Here is a 20,928-nt window from a genome sequence, read left to right as displayed (position 1 = left end):
CATTAGGAACCGATGCAGCGATAGGACATCCTAAATAAACTCGATTTTAAAAATTTATTATTAAATCTACTTGACCCTCAATCAGAATCGTTTTAAGATTCCGACCCTATTCCCCGGTAGCTCAGTCGGTAGAGCGGATGACTGTTAATCATTAGGTCACAAGTTCGAGTCTTGTCCGGGGAGCCATATCTAGTCTGGGTTGTGGCGAAATTCAAATCTCTTATAAAAATTCTCGGGTACACTTTGGGGTACATATCTATTTGAGTCGATAGCTTGTATGTTAGATTTTTATTTTAAAGCTCCTTCAATTGTTTCCAACTCTCCTAGTATAGACTGGACAGCCATTGCAGCTATAATAGCTGCTTTTGCGGTAGTAACCACGTGGTGGTTGTTCTTTCATGACAAGCGAAAACAGCGATCTTTATTTTACTTAAATCAAATCAAGGCCTACTACACTCAAGCCACTTCTCTTTTAAGTCCGAATGACAATAGTAATGTAAACTGGCACCAAGCGATCGAAATCTTAAAAATGGCGGACAGTTTGGTTGGTCAGCTTAAAGATAAAGCTCATCAAAGCATTTGTGTAATGGACATGATGAATACAGGGTTTCAGATTATTAATGTTATAAAAGATATCGATGATTTTCGATTTTTCTATGGTGTTCCTGATTACAAAACGAAAGATAGCGCTTTATTGTTTCAGCATGCCAACCCCCAATTCTTTGAAACACCTACACTCAGAATTGCACCAACAGCCTTATCTTGCTTATGCGCTTTTATTGATAAGGTAAATAGTATTTTTCATGAGTCAGAGCTCAATGTTTCTTACCACCGTATTTTCAAAAGAAGTTATTTCAATGTTTCTATAAAAAATCCTACCATTTCAGGATTTACTGAAATCACCATGAAAGTTGTTATGGAATACATAAAAGACTCTAAAAAACATAAGACAGCGAGAACACAACGCCACCTTACAGAAAAGATAGACATATAAGTACAATTCATCACTTCATTTATTTTTTGTTGAAATATTCCCAATACCAAGCCAATCACCCCAGGATACCCCAACCATCATCCTTATTATATGCATCAGGACTTGATGGGATATTTTCAGATCCTTGAATGCTTTTATTATATGCATTCCACTCTGCTCGGATTTTAGGGTGAAGAATTATCTTTTTGTTACAAAAATCATTTGCCCTGTTTTGAGTTTAGTGTTGGTCGAGCGGCTCACTCAATGTTGAAACCCGGCAATGCCGTATGCTCGAAATGGGGGGCAAATCAACCGTTATAAGGCAAACGGTCTCACCTATTTACAGCTATTTTATAATTGGTTATCTCCTATATTTTTTAAATTGATCAAACAATTATTAAAAATTGCACCTTTACAGCCCCTACTAAACGTCCAGCCACAAGTTAAGGGTTAAAGTGGCTTTGCATAAGACGTCAATGACGTTTCACCTATACGGCTCATCAGTTATGCTATTTCAAAATAGCAAATAGATAGGCGCTAAACAAGTTCAAGATAACAATTTTGTCCTGACGCCAGACGGGCGTCAGGACAAAATCTCTGAATACCTTGATTTTATTGAGTCTAATCTGGGTGATTTTCCTGCGTCACTGCACAGAATTTGCAGTGACGCATAGGATTAACAATCTATACTTAAAGAAATGAATAAACAAATTTCATGGAAGATTTATTAATATGAGAAAATATTTACTGGATAACATTTATCTACATTCTGATTCAAGAGATCCTCTCACGATAAATATAGACAAATATTATATTCATACTCAACCTGTATTCTCTATGAATAAAAGCAATTATAAGAGGCATAATAAAACAGCATCTATTGAATTTGAGGGATCACAGGAAGACTCAGTACTTTATTATGGGGGGTGTTATGGCACTAAATATAAAACAAAAAAAAGAAAGTTAATAGAAGATATTCTCATAATTGGCTCTATTCTTACAGGCTGGAATTGGGGACTAACTTCAAGAAGAAAATATAACTATTATCCATTGCTACCAATCTCACATTTATCCCAACTCCATATTTCTGAAACAAGTGAAGTAGAATCCCATTTTAAAAGCGCACTCAAGAAGCTTCTCGATAAAAATTGGCAAACTCAATATGAAAATGGCTTTCACCTCCGAATGTTATTTAACCAAGCAAATATAAACCATATGGAATCAAGATTTCTTTCTAATATGATTATTTGGGAATGGCTATATCCGCATGAAAAAAATCCTAATGGGGCGACTCCGAAGGATGAATCTCAGAATTTAAAAGAAATAATTAATTATATTTTAAAAAAAAATTGGCCAGCACAATATAAAAGTCAAAATAAGAATGACATTTTTCATGCATTACGTAACCAGTTAGCCCACTCAGGTAAATTACCAATAAATCGGCCGCATAGCTATGTTGATGACTGGATGAAACAAATACCATGGGATGATCCCAATAGAAGTGATTTACGAAGCTACTTAAATTTTTTCAATATACTCACACAAGTGATTGTGCTTAAAACTCTCGATATTAATGCTGATTATTTAATTCAGTCTCAACTTGATAACTACTTATCAAAAGGCTCGCTTGATTAAAATGAAAATCCTATAAGCAAAAAATCACTGCCCAATCATCAGACTGTTCTTTAAAAATAGTGTCCTTGATAGATAGCATTATCAAACTCGAAAATGTCTTTCCAATACTCACTAGCCAACCAATTGGCAGGAAATATACAGGTTGGCTATTTATTCTTATCAATTAAATCAACAATGATAAAAACCTTGATATAACATAATGGAAACGGATATCTAACTAAAGCGTCAACTAAAAAATCATTTACCCTGTTTTGATTTTAATGTTGGGTTAATAATCATGTAAATAATGTCCAATCCCGAGCAGCGTGATCGGACAAATGAGCTACAAATCATGATTTTACTGGTTAAGATTGGATTGTTAATTCTGCGTCACTGCTGGAAAATTGCAGTGACGCAGAAAATAATAATAGACGATAAAGAAATTATTCTTCTCTCTCAAAGTGCAGAGTCTTACTAGTTATCGAGCTTCCCCAATCTCTGAAATTAAGTATGATCTAGACGGCAGTCCTCTTGAATACCTATCTGTTGATTTTCCAAGTCACGTATAACTGATAATGATTACTCAAGCACATATGGATCTGCTTGCCAACATTTTTTGGCCAACCAGTTGGCCGGATACTTCCATTTAGGCACCCATGCACCTATCATTATCAAAAGATTATAACTTTCAATTTGCTCATGTAGTCCCGTCATCATCTTTTCAAATAACTTATCATCAGGATAAAGCTCTCTAAATTGATAAAAAGCTGCTTCCCTATCAACAGGATGTGGATAACTTTTCCAAAATTTTTCAAATTTGCTACACACATATATATAATTATTATCTTCTGACTTCTGAGGTGGGTCGGGCTCAGGGTTATTGCCTATGTTGGGTTTTTGTCTTAATGTACATGACTCCCCTGATTCTACAGCATCTTTCTGTGTCTGGTTTGTGTCGGGATTATGGTTCGGCTTCGATACGGCCTTATTTGAAACAGGGTTATCCAATTCAGCGTAAATACACTTCACTATCAAATGCCTTTCAGTGGACTGAATCTCAATAAGTCCAGCACGCTCTAATGATTTAACAGCCCGTTTCATTTGCTGAAGGCTCGGACTGCCTGTTTTTACCCCAGCTATTGGCCCAACATAGAGTGTTTCACGCAATGATTGATAACTGATCCTGCGCTTGATACCTACGATGCAACTTTGCCTGTCCATGTATGGGCGAATTCCCATCAAGTAAACTAATCTTTGTATATAAGGCAATTCAAGTAACGCTGCTAATTCATGAGCATTGGCAAATAAAAAATTCATGCCTATTATCATCCATTTTAAGCGAATTAATAGTTTTTATGGTTTCATTGTAGTAAGGAAATTGCATCGATCAATAGCTTTTCAAATACTGATATTAATTGATATTAAATGATATTGATATTTTTTGTGTACGTTATTTTTAAATAAATCGTACGCAAAGTGGTTTGTGTATGATAGAGCATACACAAACGAACTTGTGTACAGTAAAAATAAAAAAATCGTACGCAACTTGGTTTGTGTACGATAGGCCGTCAAAAAATCTTTTTCCCTTCGGCTATGTTCAGTAAAGAAGGAAATGCATAAATGGCAGGATTTCTACCTTGTGAAGGCTTGATTTGTTTAATCAATTGATGCGAGTCAAGCAACTTTAATAAAGTGTTTGCTGTACCTCGATTTTCAATGCCAGAGTTTTTTGCAACATCGCTTGCATTAATGATCGGTTTTGCAAAAAAAGTATCGAGTATTGCTATAGCATATTGCGAATTTGTAGCAGTACTAAACTCCGCTTTCATTCGATCGTATAATGCATGAATGCTTTTAGCCTTTTTAATATTCTGTTCTGATTGTTCATAGATCGCTGCCAAGAAGAATTGAATCCAACTGAGCCAGTCCCCTTGCTCGGTAACAGCAAGCAACTTATCCCTATAAAGACTATCATTTGCTTCTAAATACTCACTTAAATAAAACATGGGTCTTTGCAAAACACCTTTTTGATAGAGAAAAAGAGGAATTAACATTCGTCCCAAGCGACCATTACCATCAAGAAATGGGTGAATGATCTCAAATTGAGCATGAATAATAGCTAGCTGCACTAAGGGATCTTGATAGTCTGAGCGAACAAACTGCTCCAAGTTATCCAAAGCTTCTTTCATGATAGTAATTTCTGGCGGGATATAGCGTGCTTGTTCTATTGGTGTGCCTTTTTTTCCGATCCAGTTTTGCTCTTTCCTAAAAGCTCCAGGGGTTTTATCTCCACCGCGGACGTCTTCCATCAATACCTCATGGAGCTGCCTGATGAGTTGTAGGGAGATAGGTCTTTGAAGAATATATTCTTCAGCAAGGAGCAAAGCATGGCGATAGTTTCTGATTTCTTTGATATCCCCCATTTTGGCATCATCAAATTTTTCACCGGCTTCTTCCTGGAGCACTTCGACTAAAGAGGCTTGTGTACCTTCTATTTTCGATGATAAAACTGCTTCACGGTTGGTTATGGGAGATAGTAATACAGCAGCGTTGATCATTCCTGCAAGCGTTCCATCATAACGAGCAATTGATAAGGACGCTTTACTGGAATAGGCATTTATACTCTCCCAATCCAAATTGCCTATGGGTAAAGTATCGGGAATGTGAGGTCTTTTGTTCATGCGTTAGCCTGCTTATTGTTTTTGAAATAGATTATATTGTCATTGACAAGGTTTTCTAGACATTCAGCCCATTTATTTAAAGCGTCTTTGCGTTGAGGCAGCATTTCATTTCGATTATAAGTTGCCATAATTCTTGGCATTTTGTGCCCTAGACATTTCTCAATAACAACTGGGTCGATTTGTAACGTTTCACCAAGCTGGGTAGCAAAAGTACGACGTAAATCGTGGGCAGTCCAATCTGGTATACCAACCTTTTCTTGAATTCGTTTTATCGCTCTTGGAAGAGCATTCTCCGTTATAGGATGCAATCCATCGACGCCAATGAGTACGTAATCGGAATGGCTTAAAGGCTTGAGTTGCAAAAAAAGTGATTTGGCTAACTGGCTCAGGTGGACTTTATGAATGATGCTGCCTTTGGAATGCAAAGCGGGGATCGTCCATAAAGAGGCCTCAAAATCAATTTCATGCCAACTGGCGAGGCGCAACTCAACTGTTCTCACACCTGTGAGCAGCAAGAGCTTAATGGACGTCCTGGTCCCCCTTGATTTTGATCCCCCTTCGGGGCTCAAAATCTACGCCCCCCAATGACTGACGCCTTTTCGTATGGCCTTATATTTTTCCTGCGGAAAATCATCCGGCCCTCAAGTCGCTCTCTAATAGATAAACCAGTACCTAGATTCCCATGAATCCCTTTACTCCCCACATTCATTGAACTACCTCGAGGCCCCAATGGGATAAACTAACCCCTTTTTTCCAAAATTCAGTCTAACTCCAGGGATTAATGTAACTCTTTTCTGAAATCGCAGTGCCATTAATCTTTCTCCGAATGATTATTCTTAATGTTTTGAATCGCATCACTAAATGAGGCTGCCAGTATTCCGGTTGGCATAGCAATTAATCCAATGCCTACAACCGCAGTAATTGCACCAAAAAACCTACCTATAGCAGTAATAGGATAAACATCCCCATATCCAACCGTTGTTAATGTAGCAACAGACCACCACATGGCTCTGGGTATGCTTCCAAAATAATCTGGCTGTATGTCACCTTCAACGATATACAATATCGAAGAAGATAAAATAAGTGCGAAAACACCTATTCCAAAACTAATAATTAACTCAAAACGTCTCAGATAAATAGCCTGACCAATATTCTGCATTGCCACTGAGTAACGCCCCAATTTAGCAATCCTTAAAACCCTTAGAAGCCGTGCTAATCTCAAAATAAAACCTTCTGTACCCAACGTTGTAAGTAAAATTAAAAGTACAGTCAAAAGATCTAAAATTGCGGCAGGTGTAAGCATATAGCGAATGCGACTTATACAGCTGGGGCTCTCTACGCAAACCCATACACGAGCAATATACTCAATCGCAAAAATAATAGTAACAATCCATTCAGTTATGAAAAACATCCACTCATGATTGTGATAAATTGAACGTTCTGTTTCTATAATTGCTAAAAACAGAGAGCAAAGAATAACAACAACAATTATCTTATTGGTAAAAGATAAGCCTGGTGTTTGCTTTAAACTTGGATCTAATTCTTGGGCCAAGCGATGTCTCAGTGACATATTATTTCCCTGAAATGATTCTTCTTTTTTTAATAAGTATAGACTCACTAAATTTACATCTTACTGATTTATCGACAAAAAACCATGTTTAGATTTCATAGATAACAGTGGAATAGTACTCATATAATTTTAACAATCACAAGAGGGGGAAATTGTTCCGTCACAACAATATGAACGTCCATCCTGACATCCGCACACTCCCTGATGATGAGAACAGCAACCACTCTTTTGAACTGCGGTGTTAATTTTACTAAGTACATTGATTTTTGAACTATAGATCTTCTGCTGCTCAAAAAAGAAAAGATTTATGTCTCTTTTATTACCACAAATATTTTGTTGATCCAAAAGAGTTCCTGCAATTGAACATGATGAAATTGATAAAATTGAAACCAATAAAAAACTATATTGATTCAGAGCGCATGCAACAGAATAGGTTCAATCTAGTAGTCTAGCCGGATTGCCGATAGGAGGCAGAGGAGTAAAGCATATCTTTTAACTCCTTTTCCTTCTTAATTCCAAACAAACTAGCCTTTTCAATAAAGATACTTTAATGGATTTTGCAATAGAAAAAGACAAGTTAGAAGAAAATGAGTTGTTCAAACGCCATTCACAGTCTTAAGACCTTAATGAATATATCTTAGGTAAACGATCATTTGTGGAATACTCTAAATTCTTTGCGCACAGCCCAAGCCTTTTAAGAACCACTGTTTTTCATCCAGTAAGTATTCCCACACCCCCACATTAGATGAATTTATGCCCAATTTGATTTATGTTTTTCAAAATAATGAAAAAAATAACCTATACTAGAGTTATTATTTATATAATTACATTATATCTATGATTGATTTAAATAAACTGGAGGGATTATATAAAGTTATTCATTTCTTAATAGCCTCCGATGCAGCCAGCTCATTTTGGAAAGGTATTATTCCCAGTACTCTAGAACTTCCTAAAAATATTTCCTCTATGAAGCAACTTTTCGAGGAGCTTAAGAAAAACCCCTTTGGTAACGACTTATCAAGTAAAATACGCGTGTTAGTTGAATTAGGAAAAAGAGCAGAGGATGCATTAAATAGCGACCCAGATTTTTTAACAAATGCTAAAGAAAAATTAAGTACTTTTAAAATATTCAAAAGTCTTTCTAGAGATCCTATTACAACTCATTTTTATGAAACGCTCGCTCAATTAAAAAATTTAGCTGACCTTTCCGATCATGAGAAAAATATCTTGATCAATGAGGTTCAAAATAAATTATTAAACTTAATTAAAGAAAGAAATAGTGTTCTTTTCAAACCTCCAAGCTTAGTGGCTGACTTATTACACACGGAGCGACAAGAACAACTTTTAAAATCACAATTACAGCTTAAAGTTTCTGAAAATAGAACAATAGCGTATATTTTTAGTAATGAACCTCCATCGCAAGTGTTTCAACAAGGATTCAAAGCGGGTGGATTCGATCGAGCACTCTTTGAAGGTACATTGAGTACTACTGTTGGAGGCAAGTCAAGTATGTATATCCTCGCACATAATCAATTAGATTTAAAAAAAGCACAGCAATATCAATATGCTTATGTGGTTGATGTTTTCTCCCCAGCAATAATAAATATGAATAATTTTCCGAACAACCCAACTCCGGAGCAGAGTTTGGTACCGCGCGCGATTGAATCTGGTGAAATCGTAGGTAGTTTCCAATTAACTGCTGAGGAACAACCACACATTAAAAATGTGGTAAGAAACAACGAATATAAAAAAACAGTGAATCCTGGTAAACAGCTACTATTTCGAGCAGATAGTCGCCATCACTCAGGTGATCCATCTAAAGATGCTGCACTGCATGTTTTCCAAGAGGGCCCAATACAATCAGAACAAAGCAAAGTATCAGCCCAAAAGAAAAATGAAGATTTATTTCACTCTGGGATGAAGCCATGGGTTAATCATTCTGATAGTTACAAAGAATATATTGATCATCGAAAGCCAACCATTTTTATTTCTGCTACAGATGATCTTGAACGAGCACTTAAATTTCCTGAGGAAGTAGCAGCAAAGGAAAAGCGTTATATTTATGTAATGTATAAACCAGAACGAGCCATTCAATCATTAAGTGTATATAAAGAGAGTCAACATGCATTAACTGATAGTGAATATTTAGTGCCCGGTGGTGTACCAGGAGAACATATTATCGGCATGTATACTTATGAAAATGGTAAATACACTTCTTTTGATTATAATGCAAACTCAACGATAAATATTGGTAATGATCTTAAGTCTTTTTTGGAGGAGTATGATTTACCCATACCTGAAAACATGCAGCTCACTGAAAAGGTAAATTTTTCAAAGTTCGAGATATGATTTGGTGTACTTACATATTAGAATTAACTCAATAAATCAAAAAGTTGTATCCAGAGCAAGGTCATGCCATTTGAGGTTAATTTAACGCTGTATTTCTGCATAAATTATCGTAATCCTGCGCGAGAAAACCCTTCGCTTAACTAGGGATCTGAAGTATTATCATTTTTTAGTGTGCCTAACAACGCGTTTGCATTAAGTTAAAAGTCTTATCAATAAAATGTGTAGTTCTATCAAGCTTCATACCGTCGAGGTGTTGAGCAAAAATAGCATGATTATCATGCAAACCCGTGTTCAGTATGGGGAACACAATATGGTCAAAGAATTGAGCTCGTTTTTCAATTTCTTCGCTATATATCTGTGCCACTATTTTGGGATCATTTTTAAACTCCCCACAGCCCCAAGCACCTAAAATCACATTGCGTTTTCCCTCAAGAATTAAGGTATTAAATTGAGCTGCAATACGTCGTCGCAAATCTGCTGTGTAGTGTTCTAGTGCCTCGTCATCTAACTCATGTGGCGTCGAGGAAAGTTCCGGAGCAGCAGATCTTAATTCATAGAATGGAAAAATATCAGATTTGGGAAGAAAAGAATAACTCAGTGTACTGTCGGCAATATAACCAGTTGGTGTAAAATCATTAAAATCAGAAGGAAAAGTTATTTCCGGTCCTCGGAAGCATACTCTGGGTTTTCGGTTAAATAATACTTTATATCCCTGAGCATCTGTTTCATTGAGGGAATCTTTTAAAGTTGCGCACTCCTCATCGGTCATTTTTATCTTAGCTTCTAACAGTTTGCTTGCCGTTTCATTATAGCGAAATGTCTTAGAGTCCTTATCTAAATAAACAATTTTATCCAGTAAAGATTGGACACAGGTACTTCGATGCCACATATTTTCTTCTTGGGCACTCCCTCCTTCCAAGACAGCGCCCCCCGGGAAAACTGGATTTGCCATATTGAGCACAGAGTAAGGCACACCGTGTTTTTTAGTTGCTTCAAGTGTCGCAAGCCCCCAATCTTGATTAACTACTACAACTGACTTAGGTGAAGAGGATTTTTTTTGTTCCCATTGACTTAAATTCTCTTGTGCCTGTTTTTGTAATTCCATGGACTTTTGTAAATCAGTGACCCATTCTAATGTTTTTCCCATGCTTTGATAGCGCCATCCATCTCCAGTATAAGCCCCTACAAGCCAGTTTGGTCTATATTCGCTATATACGTCTTTAATCACAGAATGTTCTTTGGGTTGAGGTCTAAATAGTGCCTTTAAAAACATGTTCCTATCCTTAATTTGTTAAGTTTCACTCAAACTTAGAGAATACAGTGATGAATAAATCCCGTAGGAACAATAGCTTTGATTGTTTCAGTTTGAGTTTTCCTTGATACAAAGATAACACGCTTCATTTTTTGATGGTTTAAAACATGCAACAATGTAGGTTTTACTCTTCCAAGCAATTCTCAGCAATTGTATTCTTTCTATTTATTTTTGATTCAACTATGATTAAACCAAATTAAAAGAACAAATTTTAAACATAATGACCAAAATTGTCAACTTAGCTTGCAGAAAAAAACGAATATTTATATGCTAACCTCATCATTAGACAAGAGCTCAGCAAGTTTTATAGCCCAGCTTGGATCGTCGTTATCTTCAATTAACCAGGCTGCCATCAAAACCAATCGTACAAACACCCAGTCCTTGATTCGTTGGACGTCAAGATTTGATTTTTGTGCAAGTAAATTAATTCGTTCCGCAAATATTTTTTTTACATTAGCTGTAGTTGCAAGCTCAGCAATGTACATGAAATCAAAGGCCGCAATTTCAAATTCTGCCTCGCCGACTACACCTTTAGGATCAATAGCTAACCATTCATTGCCATGTTTTAAGATGTTGTCATGATGCAAATCACCATGTAGAAAAACAAGTGACTTCAGTGAAGAGAGCAATTTATTTCTCAAATCAATCGCTCTATTTAATATAGGTGTGGGGATTTGTCTCGATGTGGGAGTATCCAGCGCTTTTAGCCAATCAGCAATATGGTAATCATTCTGTTTTTTAGGTAGATGCTTATTATGAAGCTTTCGCATGGTCTTTACGTAACATTCCATCACATAATCGATTTGAGCAGGATATAACGATTTAAGCGTAATACCAGGAATTGCTTGTTGTAATAATAACGCATTATATTTGCCGTTATAATCAATCAGCTTAATTGAGCCTTGATGGTCAAGATTCATCAAAGCCCGTTTTTCATTTACAATATTTTTTTTATCATAACTAATTTTTAAAACGACAGGCTGATTAATATTTAAAATTGCTTTGGCAACATAATTGAACGTCATATTGGGAACAGGGATTACCTGACTTAAGTTCCAATAGTCTGTAAGTGCCGCGACAGTGGCTGGTAAACTAGCAATCCAATGTTTCCCCTTTACCCCATATATATTTGCTATGTTTTGCTTTAGTTTTTTCATTTAAATAATTCCCTACACAAAACACAAATTAAATTTGGCTATTAAATCTAAAAATATTTTTCTTACTGTTGTTTAAGTGCACAATTTCACGAGTATATTCAGTAAAGTTATTCCCACTATAATGTTTCATCGTGGCTCGCCAAAATCGATAAGCTCCTTCATTACCAGGCATAACCATTACCTCCCATATACCAGGAAATTTCTTAAAACACTGTTCTGCAATATATTGGCCAATACCTTTATTTTTGAATTTTCGTACAACAAAAAATTGCGCCATATTAAAATCAACTCCAGGCTCACTTCCTTTTTTATCCACTATAACAAAACCAACCAGCTCATTTTCATAACGTACTACAAATGGGAAAGAGTTTTCATTCTGCCAATATTTTTTAAAATCAATACATTCATATAAACCATCCTCTGGAATTTCCCATCCTGCTTGGTTACCAAGATACTCGCTCATATCATATACGTAAAACCTGCCTAGATTTTGAATCGTAGGGTAATCTTCTAAAGTTGCAGGAATCAATCTAATGTTGTTGTAATCAATATATGGCTTATGAATTTCGTACATAGCCACTTCATTATTCCAGTAATTCGTACGACCTACATAATTCATTTGTGCTTTTTCCAATACCTTGCGAGAACGCTCATTGTCCGGATGAATAACACCAACAAGCTTTTTAATCGATAAATGCGCAAATCCCCAATGAATAAGAGCTCTTGCAAGCTCCATACCATAACCTTTATTCCAGGATGTTTTAGTTAACGCATAACCCACTTCAATATCAGGTTGACTGTCATCATAAGCAAGATAAATTAACCCTGCTCGACCAACAAATATCCCGCTTTCTTTTTCAAATACACAGCCAAGACTGAAATTATGTTTCTCATAGTGCGTGATCGCTTTTTCTAATCCAGTCATTACCTCAGCTCGTGTGCGTACTCCCTGGCCAATATATTCCATTACCTCAGCATCAGATTGTAAGGCGTATAAATTATCAAAATCTGCTAATGTAGGTGCATTAATAATTAAATTTTTTGTTTCTAAAAAAAGACTCATAGTACTCACTCAGTAGGTATAGGCGGCTCTTAATTCAATATTTTACCGAATACTTTTATCAATAAAAGAGAATGGGTTTGCGGTATTACCATAAATTGAGAAAACAGCCATCGCCATTTATCAAAAAAATGTAAAAGGTATTAATTCCACGCTCATTTTCTTCTTCAAAAAACGCTCATGTCCTGAAGCCTTAAAATGGTTTTATTATATCTGTCTTAATTCAAGCTACACTTTGTTATATAAACCTTATTTAAGGAAATAGTAAGAATGAGTAGCAAAGCACCCGTTTTAATTGGTGATGTGAAAGTCAAACCTGGGGAACGTAAAACTGTTTTATTACCTATGCCCAAATTATATGATTGGACGCCAATTAGTTTGCCAATTCATGTGATTAATGGCTTAGAAGAAGGACCGACATTATGTATTACCGCAGCCATTCATGGCGATGAAATCAATGGCGTTGAGATCATCAGACGTTTTTTGAAAAAAAAAGGGCTAAAAAATATCATTGGAAATGTCATTGCAATCCCTATTGTTAATGTATACGGTTTTTTGTATCAAGAACGATATTTAATGGATCGAAGGGACTTAAATCGATCATTCCCTGGCAGTTCAAGTGGATCACTTGCATCCATTCTTGCAGAAATTATAAGCAAACAAATTTTATCCCAATCAACCCACGCAATTGATCTACACACTGGCTCAAACCATCGTTTTAATTTACCTCAGATTAGAGTAAACCTTGATATGCCAGGGCTCGAAGACTTAGCCCGTGCCTTTAATGTCCCTGTGATCCTGCATTCGACCTTTAGAGACGGTTCAATGCGAGAATATGCCAACGAACAAGGTATCCCTATTTTGGTTTATGAAGGAGGTGAGTCTTTGCGTTTTGATGAGTTATCAATCAGAACGGGAATTAATGGTATTTTGAGTGTCATGGGGGAATTAGGAATGATTAAACTGGGTGGATATGGAGTAAAAAAATGTACGCCCACTGTATCCAGAAACAGTTATTGGATTAGAGCTCCCATAAGCGGCATCTTAAGACACATAAAGAAATCCGGAAACCGGGTCACTAAGGGACAAGTAATTGCAGTTATAGCCAATCCAACCAGTACGGAAGAATACAAATTAAAATCACCACTTTCTGGAATTATTATTGGTGAAAATATGTTGCCGCTTGTGCATTCTGGCCAGGCTTTGTTTCATATTGCCAGCTTTGAAAAAATAACCGTCGTTGAAGAGCAGCTGGAAAACCTGCAAGTGGCATTCGACCTAAATGACTATGAAGATTAGGGCTGTATATTTCGCTAACTTGAGTCAAAATGGCCTGACTTTGGAGTACAGAAGTGCAGAAGATTATTAAGGGTATAAAACGTACTGGTCTTCATCATTCATTATAGATAATATCAATAAAAAAGAGAAAAACAGTGGATATAACAATCTTTATACCTAACGAAGGTTTCTATCTATGCCGAATAAATCATTAGATACTTATTTGAGTTTATGCACACAAGTTTATGACTTGAGCAAACCCCTTCCACCATCAGATGCTTGGAATTTTTATTTGAGTTATGCAAGGGAAACAGAGGGCCCTATTTTAGAGCCTATGTGTGGTACGGGACGTTTTCTTCTTCCTATGCTGAAGGAAGGATTTTCCATCGATGGGTTTGATGCCAGTCAATCGATGTTGGATGCACTGCATTTTAAAGCAAAAGCACAACAGTTAAATCCTCGGATCTGGCATGGATATCTTGAAACGCTCAGCCAGGCAAAGCAATATGGATTAATCTTTATTCCTAGTGGTTCGTTTGGCCTGATCGTTAACTTAGCAGTGGTGAAGCAAGCATTAAAAATGATTTATCATCATTTAAAAAATGATGGTATTTTTGTATTTGAAACTGAAACTTTAAATGCCGTCCCTAAAGAATTAGGCATTTGGCGTGGTTCACGTTGGTACCGTGACGATGGACAAACCATTTTGCTCAGTCAGCTGGCTATGCTTGAAGAATCCATTTGTTATTCGATTGGCAAATATGAATTAGTTGAAGCCAATCAACTCATAAAAACTGAAATTGAGGAATATAAAATCCGACTTTATGATGACCCATCCGTTTTACTGAACTTGTTACATGAAGCCGGATTTAAATCAATTCGCTTGCTTAAAGCATTTGATAGGACTGCATCTCCAGATAAAAATGACGAGACTATTCTCTATGAATGCAGAAAATAATCCGGCTTTCTTGGGGTGTAAAAGATTCAGACCCTAGGCCGGGACCTCCTGGTAAAAATAGCCAGTTATATTTTGTATTATTATCTCGATGCAATCGGTTTAAGCGTGCTTTTTCCCAGCTATAGTAACCTGAAGTACTGAGTACTCAGATTTACGTTGTTTTTTGATAAACGATAGAGGTGCGGCACTTAGAGAAAGTTTGGCAAGCAAATAAAACTAATTTCTTTCTTTTTATGATGCTTTATCTTTCTGAATTTGACAATGCAGTAATTTCCAATAACCAAATAGATTGGTCTTTCGAGAATCCAACAACTTTAATGCTTTGTAATCAAGAATCGAGTGCACAGAAAAATCGGATTTAAAACCCACAAGTTCATTAACACGCGCAAATGTTTTCTCAAAAAAGCGAATTACCGGTTGTTCCGAAGCAAAATGGTTCACAAATATAATTTGTGCTGTAGGCTTGGCAACACGCGTTAATTCCTGAAGAAAAGCATGTACATCAGGAACCACAGAAGCCACATACATGGCAACAATAAAATCAAAGCTGTTATCAGGAAACTCTAAATGAGCAGCATCCATAACTTTTAATTGCACCCGCCCTTTCAGCTTATTTTTTACTACCTGCTCTTCTGCCTTTTCCAACATTTTTTCAGAAATATCGATTCCAGTAATCTGCAAATCAGGGCGATAAAGCGGCAAAGACAAGCCAGTACCAATACCAATTTCAAGCACGGTAGCATTATGCTTTGCAGCGTTATTGACTATCTCGGTACATAAAGAACGGCCTGGGTTAAAAATAGAACCAAACACAAAATCGTAAAACGAAGCGTAGATATTATAAACTTTTCGTATTGAAGCTACAGACATAAAAAAACTCCATGAATGCTAATAATTTAATAAAATTATTTAAGATCTGTTTACAGATCTTAGTTCTTACCTATCTAATATAGGCATCCTTAATCGCTAAAAATAAATTGGAAAATAAAAAAATGCTTAATCTACTTTTTTTAGAGTTCTATTTCCAATAATCAAATAAAAGCCCATGCACTCCAAACACCGGATCACCTTGGGGTAAACCAGCACTTTCAATATGCTCATCAACATGCGGACCCTCTTCTGCTTTTCTATAATTCATATCAAAATCAGCATCCCATGGATAAGCCCCAATGCACTTAAACCCCCTGGATAAACTCAGGCTCTTATGCGCAACACCCGCAGGAATGATCACTACATCCCCCTGCTTCACATCATAAATCTTGCCTTTCTCTCCTCCAAATTGGACTGTACCCTCTCCTTTAATCATAACTAATACTTCATGGGTGGTGCTGTGATAATGATGATAGTCGTAAATTGAATCAACCCATGATTTACCCCAATGATTTCGCAATAACAAATCCTGAATAGCTTGTGGTGATTGATTTGTTATGACAAGTGTTTGCTTGTAGATCAATAAGGGATAACGCGGATTATTTGGGAAAAAACCTGTAGGTTGGATCAATTCATGGAACACTTCTTGTGGGGTTACAGGCTTGGGTGTATCCATGTTTCATCCTTGTTGAGTTACACTTTCAATGCTCTCGAAACAGAGAGGTATTTGGTCTTTCAAATTTATTAAATTATGTTGAGCAGGTAGGCCCGGGAGTCTCGCTATCAGCATTACCTTCTTTCTTTTGAGGGGCAAAAAAACCAAGTTTTTTTTGTCTTTCTTCTATAATTCCATCTGCATAACCTGTGTTCGGATGTTGGCTTAGCAGCGCGTTTTGATAAGCAACTCGCTCTTCTCCTGTATAAGAATTAGGATCATCAGCAGTAAATCGACCATCTGGAGCCGTATATGCAACTGATATCTGACGTTTGAAGCCTACCGGCATAAGTTTTTTATGCTGCACTTCTGAGTTACTTTTTTGTTTGAGCATCGAAATCTCCTATTTTATAAAACGTCCTTGCTCGTCAAACGTTTATATCAAATATAGAGTAATGAAACAATACAATTCAATTTGATCAATAATAAAATTACTGACAAAATAGCATTCAACTTATTCACTTAATCCAGGTTACATTAGTGAAATGTCATTAAAAATTGACTTAAACCATCCCATATTTTTATTAAAAAATAAAATCCAGGAAGTAAGTAAGAATTTATTGGATGCATACGGATTTAATTATTTTCAATATTTACGCTGTTTTGCAGATGGTTCAATTAATTGTCTGACTAACAATACAGGCCTCTTTGAATATTTCCAAAAAACTGATAATGAACCGGTTGTTTTTTCTTCCTTTGAAAATGAGCATGAAAACAACCATTCATACTGGTTTCTTTGGGATGAGGAATTACCCAGTACGCCCGTACAAATTGCTCGCGAAAAATTTAATTTGCATAATGGACTTACTTTAGTCCGTCGTAGTAAAAATTATTACGACATGATTGCTGTAACCTTACCCTATGAACACCCAAATCCGGGCTCCTTTTATCTCAATAAATTTAAAGCAATCGAGCAATTTATTTTTGATTTTGATCTGCAAAATAAAGATTTAATCCAGGTTCTAAATAAACATCCTGTCTCTTTGCCTGAAGCGTATCGTGATGTAAATTATAAAGAGATTTGCCTGACGCAAGGCAGAATTTATGTTACTGGAAAAAACGGCAGCACTTACCTCACTGCTCAAGAAATAACATGTCTCAGATTATTGCTGCACGGCGCAACTCACAAACAAATTGCCCAGATGCTTGAACTTTCCCCTCGAACCATTGATACCTACTTGTTACGTGTGAAACAACGCACAGGTTTTTCTTCACGGATGGAAATGGAGCGTATGTTGTATACATGCTCAGCGTTATAAGACGTTAATTTAATTGATTTGTCCGTGTTCATTACGGACAGACAATTTTTTTTCTTCTTTTTATACTTCGCCCACAATTTTATTCATTCAGGAGAAGTCTATGAAAATCCCAGAAAAAAAACCAGCAGAACAACTCTTTAAACAATTTTGTAAGGGATATGAGCAACGAAACTTGCCTTTTTTGCTCACCCTTTTTACCCAAAATACAAATGTTTGGGGTTCTGGGCTCGATGAATATCGTGTCGGTTTAACAGAAATGGAAGAACAATTAAGAAGGGATTGGAGCCAATCAGAACAAGGTAAAATAGAAATAATTCGCTTTGTTCCAACGCCTGAAAATGCTTTGTGGGCTGCAGCAGTATGTCATGCACGAATTATCATCGAAGGTAAAGAGCATTTATTTGAACATCTGCGGGGCACTTTAACCATAGAAAAAGAAGAGGGAGTCTGGAAGATTGCGCACATGCACTGTTCTTTCCCTGATTACAGAAACGCCGAAAATGGTTCTTTCCCTGTGGAGTGAGGAAACAAAAAGTTTATAAATTTGTCTATACTTATTCTGTCCCGTTAATAAAAGTGACGGCTGATTTCATATTGAGAAGAACGAGTGAAATTGTGTTTTTAAACTTCAACCATGAGGACAAGTAAAATGGATCTAAGTAAACGTATAGAACCAAAAACCTGGGCTTTCATTGAAAAAATCAAGAAAGCTGGCGGTAAACCACTTTATGATCTTCCGGTAAAAGAAGGCAGGGCCATTTTTGACAAATTGCAAGAATTGCCTTCAGGAAAAGAAAAAGCTGATGTGGATATTGAAGATCGTACTATTCAACACACCAAAGGTAAACTAGACATCCGCATTGTTCGTCCCAAAGGATCAAAAGAAAAACTACCGGTAGTCATGTTCTATCATGGTGCAGGTTGGGTTTTTGGTGATTGGCAAACTCATGGTCGTCTTGTTCGTGAGCTTGCTGTAGGTGCTCATGCAGCGATCGTATTTGTCAATTACTCTTTGGCTCCAGAAGCGCAATACCCAACTCAAATTGAAGAAGATTATGCTGCATTGAAATATATTGCAGAACATGGAAAAGAATTGAATCTTGATTCTTCTCGCTTAGCAGTTGCTGGTGATAGCGTTGGCGGAAACATGGCCGCAGTAATGACGCTTCTTGCCAAAGAGCGTGGCGGCCCCAAAATTGATTATCAAGTACTTATTTACCCTGTGACTGATGCCAATTTTGAAAATGATTCCTACAAGGAATTCGCTGATGGCCCTTGGTTGACCAAAAAAGCAATGCAATGGTTTTGGGACAATTACTTACCTGATAAAGCAAAAAGAAAAGAAATAACTGCCTGTCCTTTGCAAGCGTCGATTGATCAACTCAAAGGATTACCGCCTGCACTGGTAATCAACGGTGAATGTGATGTATTGCGCGATGAAGGCGAAGCCTACGAGCACAAGCTTAATGCAGCGGGCGTACCCGTTACTGGACTTCGTCATCACGGCACAATTCATGATTTTCTTATGTTAAATGATCTTGCTGATACCCCAGCATGTCGTAATGCAATCGAGACAATCAGCAGTCATTTACGTATGGTTTTTGCCAAGAAGCACTAACTCAATACATTTGAGGGATTCTGCGACATGACAGGATCCCTCCTTATTTTCGATCAAGATAATTCGAGATCCGATATCGCTTTTTTGCTTTCAGATCCTCTTTTTTTTATTCCTGTAAATAAAGGCTCCTGATATCCTCCTGGAATACCATTTTTGGAAAAAACAATTTGCCATAACTGGTTCGTTCGCGCACGAAAAGAACCTGCGCATGCTAATAAGTAATAGCGCCACATTCGATAAAACCGCTGGTCGTATTGTTTTTTTAAATGTTCCCAATTTTGTTCAAAATGCTCATTCCACGCCATTAAAGTATGATCATAATATGCCCCAAAATTAACCCAGTTTTCCATGACAAACAATCCTTCAGAAGCCTTGCTGATTTGTTCCATGGAGGGAATCATTCCGTTAGGAAAAATATATTTATTAATCCAGGGATCTGCTGCTTTTGTAGTCTCATTTCCACCAATAGTATGCAATAGAAATAAACCATTACCTTTGAGACAATCACGAACTTTTTTCATGTAGGTGCTGTAATTTCGATAACCAACATGCTCAAACATCCCTAAAGAAACGACACGATCAAATTGTTCATGAATGTCGCGATAATCCTGAAAGCGAATTTCTATGGGCAAACCAGAACAATTTTGTTTTGCATAGACAAACTGTTCTTTGGATATCGTGATCCCAACAACACTGACTCCATAATGTTCCGCAGCATATTTTGCAAAAGCACCAAAGCCACAACCAATATCTAATACGTGCATCCCTGGCTCAAGCTTTAATTTCTGACAGCTTAACTCCAATTTATTTAATTGTGCGGTATCTAGATCATTTGCACTTTTCCAATAGCCACAGGTGTAATTCATGCGGCTATCGAGCATGGATTTAAATAATTCATTTCCCAAGTCATAGTGACTTCTACCCACTTCCAGGGCATGCTTTTTCGATTGAGGGTTAATCAGTTTGAGCCAAATTAATTTCGGCCATAACCATTTATCGGATTTAATTTTTTGATCAAGTTGGGCCTGGAGTATGCGGGTAAAAAATTGGTCGAGGCTTTTACAGTCCCACCATCCATCCATGTATGACTCTCCAAGTGCTAAAGAACCCTCATTAAAAACACGTTGGTAGAACGCTTCATCGTTAATTTGAATGTCCCAATCTTCATTTCCATTAGGAGTAATTCCTGCCGAATACAAAAGGTCCGTTGCAATTTTTTTTATCTGCTGATTCATGTATAGACTCTTCCCTTTGAACTACACAACTCAAGAATGTATCAAGTGAGTAATTTTTAACGGGTTATCTTACTCAACTTACCTGTAAAAAATAAATACTTCAAACAACAAAATCTTTAATACAATATATCTTAAAAGCTTCATTGCCAATAGACTTCTGCGGAAACTCGCTACAGAGGGAAGTACACGCGGAGCGCATAACAGGAGTGTGAGAATCCGAGCACCGCATCGACGAAGCGATTTTCTCTGTGCAGCGAGTTTCCGCAGAAGTCTAATGAA

At 36.8% G+C, this 20,928-nt stretch carries 19 protein-coding genes, 1 tRNA gene and 1 pseudogene; 9 read left to right on the top strand and 12 right to left on the bottom strand.

The window, feature by feature from the left end; translation table 11 throughout:
• The first annotated feature begins 110 nt into the window (after positions 1-110).
• The 3 genes from Ltuc_RS01605 to Ltuc_RS01595 all read left to right on the top strand — a co-directional run bounded on the left by Ltuc_RS01605 (position 111) and on the right by Ltuc_RS01595 (position 2,608).
• A tRNA-Asn gene (locus Ltuc_RS01605) sits at positions 111-186 on the top strand.
• Between the two features lie 91 nt (positions 187-277).
• Positions 278-994: a hypothetical protein gene (locus tag Ltuc_RS01600; protein ID WP_058519614.1), complete on the top strand. Its 717-nt coding sequence runs from the start codon at positions 278-280 to the stop codon at positions 992-994.
• A gap of 711 nt (positions 995-1,705) precedes the next feature.
• The gene (locus Ltuc_RS01595; protein ID WP_058519613.1) at positions 1,706-2,608 is read left to right on the top strand and encodes a hypothetical protein; all 903 of its coding nucleotides are present in this window, start codon (positions 1,706-1,708) and stop codon (positions 2,606-2,608) included.
• Between the two features lie 558 nt (positions 2,609-3,166).
• Here Ltuc_RS01595 and Ltuc_RS01590 read toward each other — a convergent pair.
• The 5 genes and pseudogenes from Ltuc_RS01590 to Ltuc_RS01575 all read right to left on the bottom strand — a co-directional run bounded on the left by Ltuc_RS01590 (position 3,167) and on the right by Ltuc_RS01575 (position 6,838).
• Positions 3,167-3,904, bottom strand: a complete 738-nt coding sequence (locus Ltuc_RS01590; RefSeq protein ID WP_058519612.1) for a hypothetical protein — start codon at positions 3,902-3,904, stop codon at positions 3,167-3,169.
• Between the two features lie 251 nt (positions 3,905-4,155).
• Complete coding sequence (locus Ltuc_RS01585) at positions 4,156-5,268, bottom strand: Fic family protein (RefSeq protein ID WP_058519611.1); 1,113 nt, start codon at positions 5,266-5,268, stop codon at positions 4,156-4,158.
• A pseudogene (locus Ltuc_RS01580) lies at positions 5,265-5,819 on the bottom strand (tyrosine-type recombinase/integrase); the annotation flags it as partial. The pseudogene Ltuc_RS01580 and the gene Ltuc_RS01585, both read right to left, overlap by 4 nt.
• 162 nt (positions 5,820-5,981) lie before the next feature.
• Positions 5,982-6,080 (bottom strand): DUF4236 domain-containing protein, encoded by a 99-nt coding sequence (locus Ltuc_RS15840; RefSeq protein ID WP_133138378.1) that lies wholly within the window; start codon positions 6,078-6,080, stop codon positions 5,982-5,984.
• A complete protein-coding gene (locus Ltuc_RS01575) occupies positions 6,080-6,838 on the bottom strand; it encodes a potassium channel family protein (protein WP_058519610.1) in 759 nt (252 codons plus the stop codon). The genes Ltuc_RS15840 and Ltuc_RS01575 overlap by 1 nt, the downstream gene beginning before the upstream one ends.
• Positions 6,839-7,675: 837 nt before the next feature.
• Here Ltuc_RS01575 and Ltuc_RS01570 point away from each other — a divergent pair.
• Positions 7,676-9,187 carry a hypothetical protein gene (locus tag Ltuc_RS01570; protein WP_058519609.1) on the top strand — a complete coding sequence of 504 codons (1,512 nt, stop codon included), beginning with the start codon at positions 7,676-7,678 and terminating at the stop codon, positions 9,185-9,187.
• 175 nt (positions 9,188-9,362) lie between these two features.
• Here the strand turns inward: Ltuc_RS01570 and Ltuc_RS01565 are convergent, their stop codons facing one another.
• The 3 genes from Ltuc_RS01565 to Ltuc_RS01555 all read right to left on the bottom strand — a co-directional run bounded on the left by Ltuc_RS01565 (position 9,363) and on the right by Ltuc_RS01555 (position 12,719).
• Positions 9,363-10,460 (bottom strand): poly(ADP-ribose) glycohydrolase domain-containing protein, encoded by a 1,098-nt coding sequence (locus tag Ltuc_RS01565; RefSeq protein ID WP_058519608.1) that lies wholly within the window; start codon positions 10,458-10,460, stop codon positions 9,363-9,365.
• Positions 10,461-10,762: 302 nt separating this feature from the next.
• Positions 10,763-11,656 carry an aminoglycoside phosphotransferase family protein gene (locus Ltuc_RS01560; RefSeq protein WP_058519607.1) on the bottom strand — a complete coding sequence of 298 codons (894 nt, stop codon included), beginning with the start codon at positions 11,654-11,656 and terminating at the stop codon, positions 10,763-10,765.
• A gap of 28 nt (positions 11,657-11,684) precedes the next feature.
• Positions 11,685-12,719 carry a GNAT family N-acetyltransferase gene (locus tag Ltuc_RS01555; protein ID WP_058519606.1) on the bottom strand — a complete coding sequence of 345 codons (1,035 nt, stop codon included), beginning with the start codon at positions 12,717-12,719 and terminating at the stop codon, positions 11,685-11,687.
• 267 nt (positions 12,720-12,986) lie between these two features.
• On the opposite strand from Ltuc_RS01555, the gene Ltuc_RS01550 reads away from it, so the two are divergent.
• Both Ltuc_RS01550 and Ltuc_RS01545 read left to right on the top strand, forming a co-directional pair.
• A complete protein-coding gene (locus Ltuc_RS01550; protein ID WP_058519605.1) occupies positions 12,987-14,015 on the top strand; it encodes a succinylglutamate desuccinylase/aspartoacylase family protein in 1,029 nt (342 codons plus the stop codon).
• A 175-nt stretch (positions 14,016-14,190) separates the two neighbouring features.
• Positions 14,191-14,952 carry a class I SAM-dependent methyltransferase gene (locus tag Ltuc_RS01545; RefSeq protein ID WP_058519604.1) on the top strand — a complete coding sequence of 254 codons (762 nt, stop codon included), beginning with the start codon at positions 14,191-14,193 and terminating at the stop codon, positions 14,950-14,952.
• A 231-nt stretch (positions 14,953-15,183) separates the two neighbouring features.
• On the opposite strand, the gene pmtA is transcribed toward Ltuc_RS01545, so the two are convergent.
• The 3 genes from pmtA to Ltuc_RS01530 all read right to left on the bottom strand — a co-directional run bounded on the left by pmtA (position 15,184) and on the right by Ltuc_RS01530 (position 16,871).
• Complete coding sequence (pmtA, locus tag Ltuc_RS01540; RefSeq protein ID WP_058519603.1) at positions 15,184-15,822, bottom strand: phospholipid N-methyltransferase PmtA; 639 nt, start codon at positions 15,820-15,822, stop codon at positions 15,184-15,186.
• A gap of 148 nt (positions 15,823-15,970) precedes the next feature.
• On the bottom strand, positions 15,971-16,498 hold the full coding sequence (locus Ltuc_RS01535) for a cupin domain-containing protein (protein ID WP_058519602.1): 528 nt from the start codon (positions 16,496-16,498) through the stop codon (positions 15,971-15,973).
• Between the two features lie 73 nt (positions 16,499-16,571).
• Positions 16,572-16,871, bottom strand: a complete 300-nt coding sequence (locus Ltuc_RS01530; protein WP_058519601.1) for a hypothetical protein — start codon at positions 16,869-16,871, stop codon at positions 16,572-16,574.
• A gap of 151 nt (positions 16,872-17,022) precedes the next feature.
• Here Ltuc_RS01530 and Ltuc_RS01525 point away from each other — a divergent pair, with 151 nt between their 5' ends.
• The 3 genes from Ltuc_RS01525 to Ltuc_RS01515 all read left to right on the top strand — a co-directional run bounded on the left by Ltuc_RS01525 (position 17,023) and on the right by Ltuc_RS01515 (position 19,414).
• A complete protein-coding gene (locus Ltuc_RS01525; RefSeq protein ID WP_058519600.1) occupies positions 17,023-17,796 on the top strand; it encodes a helix-turn-helix transcriptional regulator in 774 nt (257 codons plus the stop codon).
• A 100-nt stretch (positions 17,797-17,896) separates the two neighbouring features.
• On the top strand, positions 17,897-18,319 hold the full coding sequence (locus Ltuc_RS14805) for a nuclear transport factor 2 family protein (RefSeq protein ID WP_065236200.1): 423 nt from the start codon (positions 17,897-17,899) through the stop codon (positions 18,317-18,319).
• A gap of 126 nt (positions 18,320-18,445) precedes the next feature.
• Entirely contained in the window at positions 18,446-19,414 is a 969-nt protein-coding gene (locus Ltuc_RS01515) for an alpha/beta hydrolase (protein ID WP_058519599.1), read from the top strand.
• 53 nt (positions 19,415-19,467) lie between these two features.
• Here the strand turns inward: Ltuc_RS01515 and cfa are convergent, their stop codons facing one another.
• Positions 19,468-20,649: a cyclopropane fatty acyl phospholipid synthase gene (gene cfa, locus Ltuc_RS01510; protein WP_058519598.1), complete on the bottom strand. Its 1,182-nt coding sequence runs from the start codon at positions 20,647-20,649 to the stop codon at positions 19,468-19,470.
• Positions 20,650-20,928 lie beyond the last annotated feature (279 nt).

The organism is Legionella tucsonensis (genome assembly GCF_001468035.1).
GTDB lineage: Bacteria > Pseudomonadota > Gammaproteobacteria > Legionellales > Legionellaceae > Legionella > Legionella tucsonensis.
This window is presented reverse-complemented; position numbering and strand designations above follow the sequence as displayed.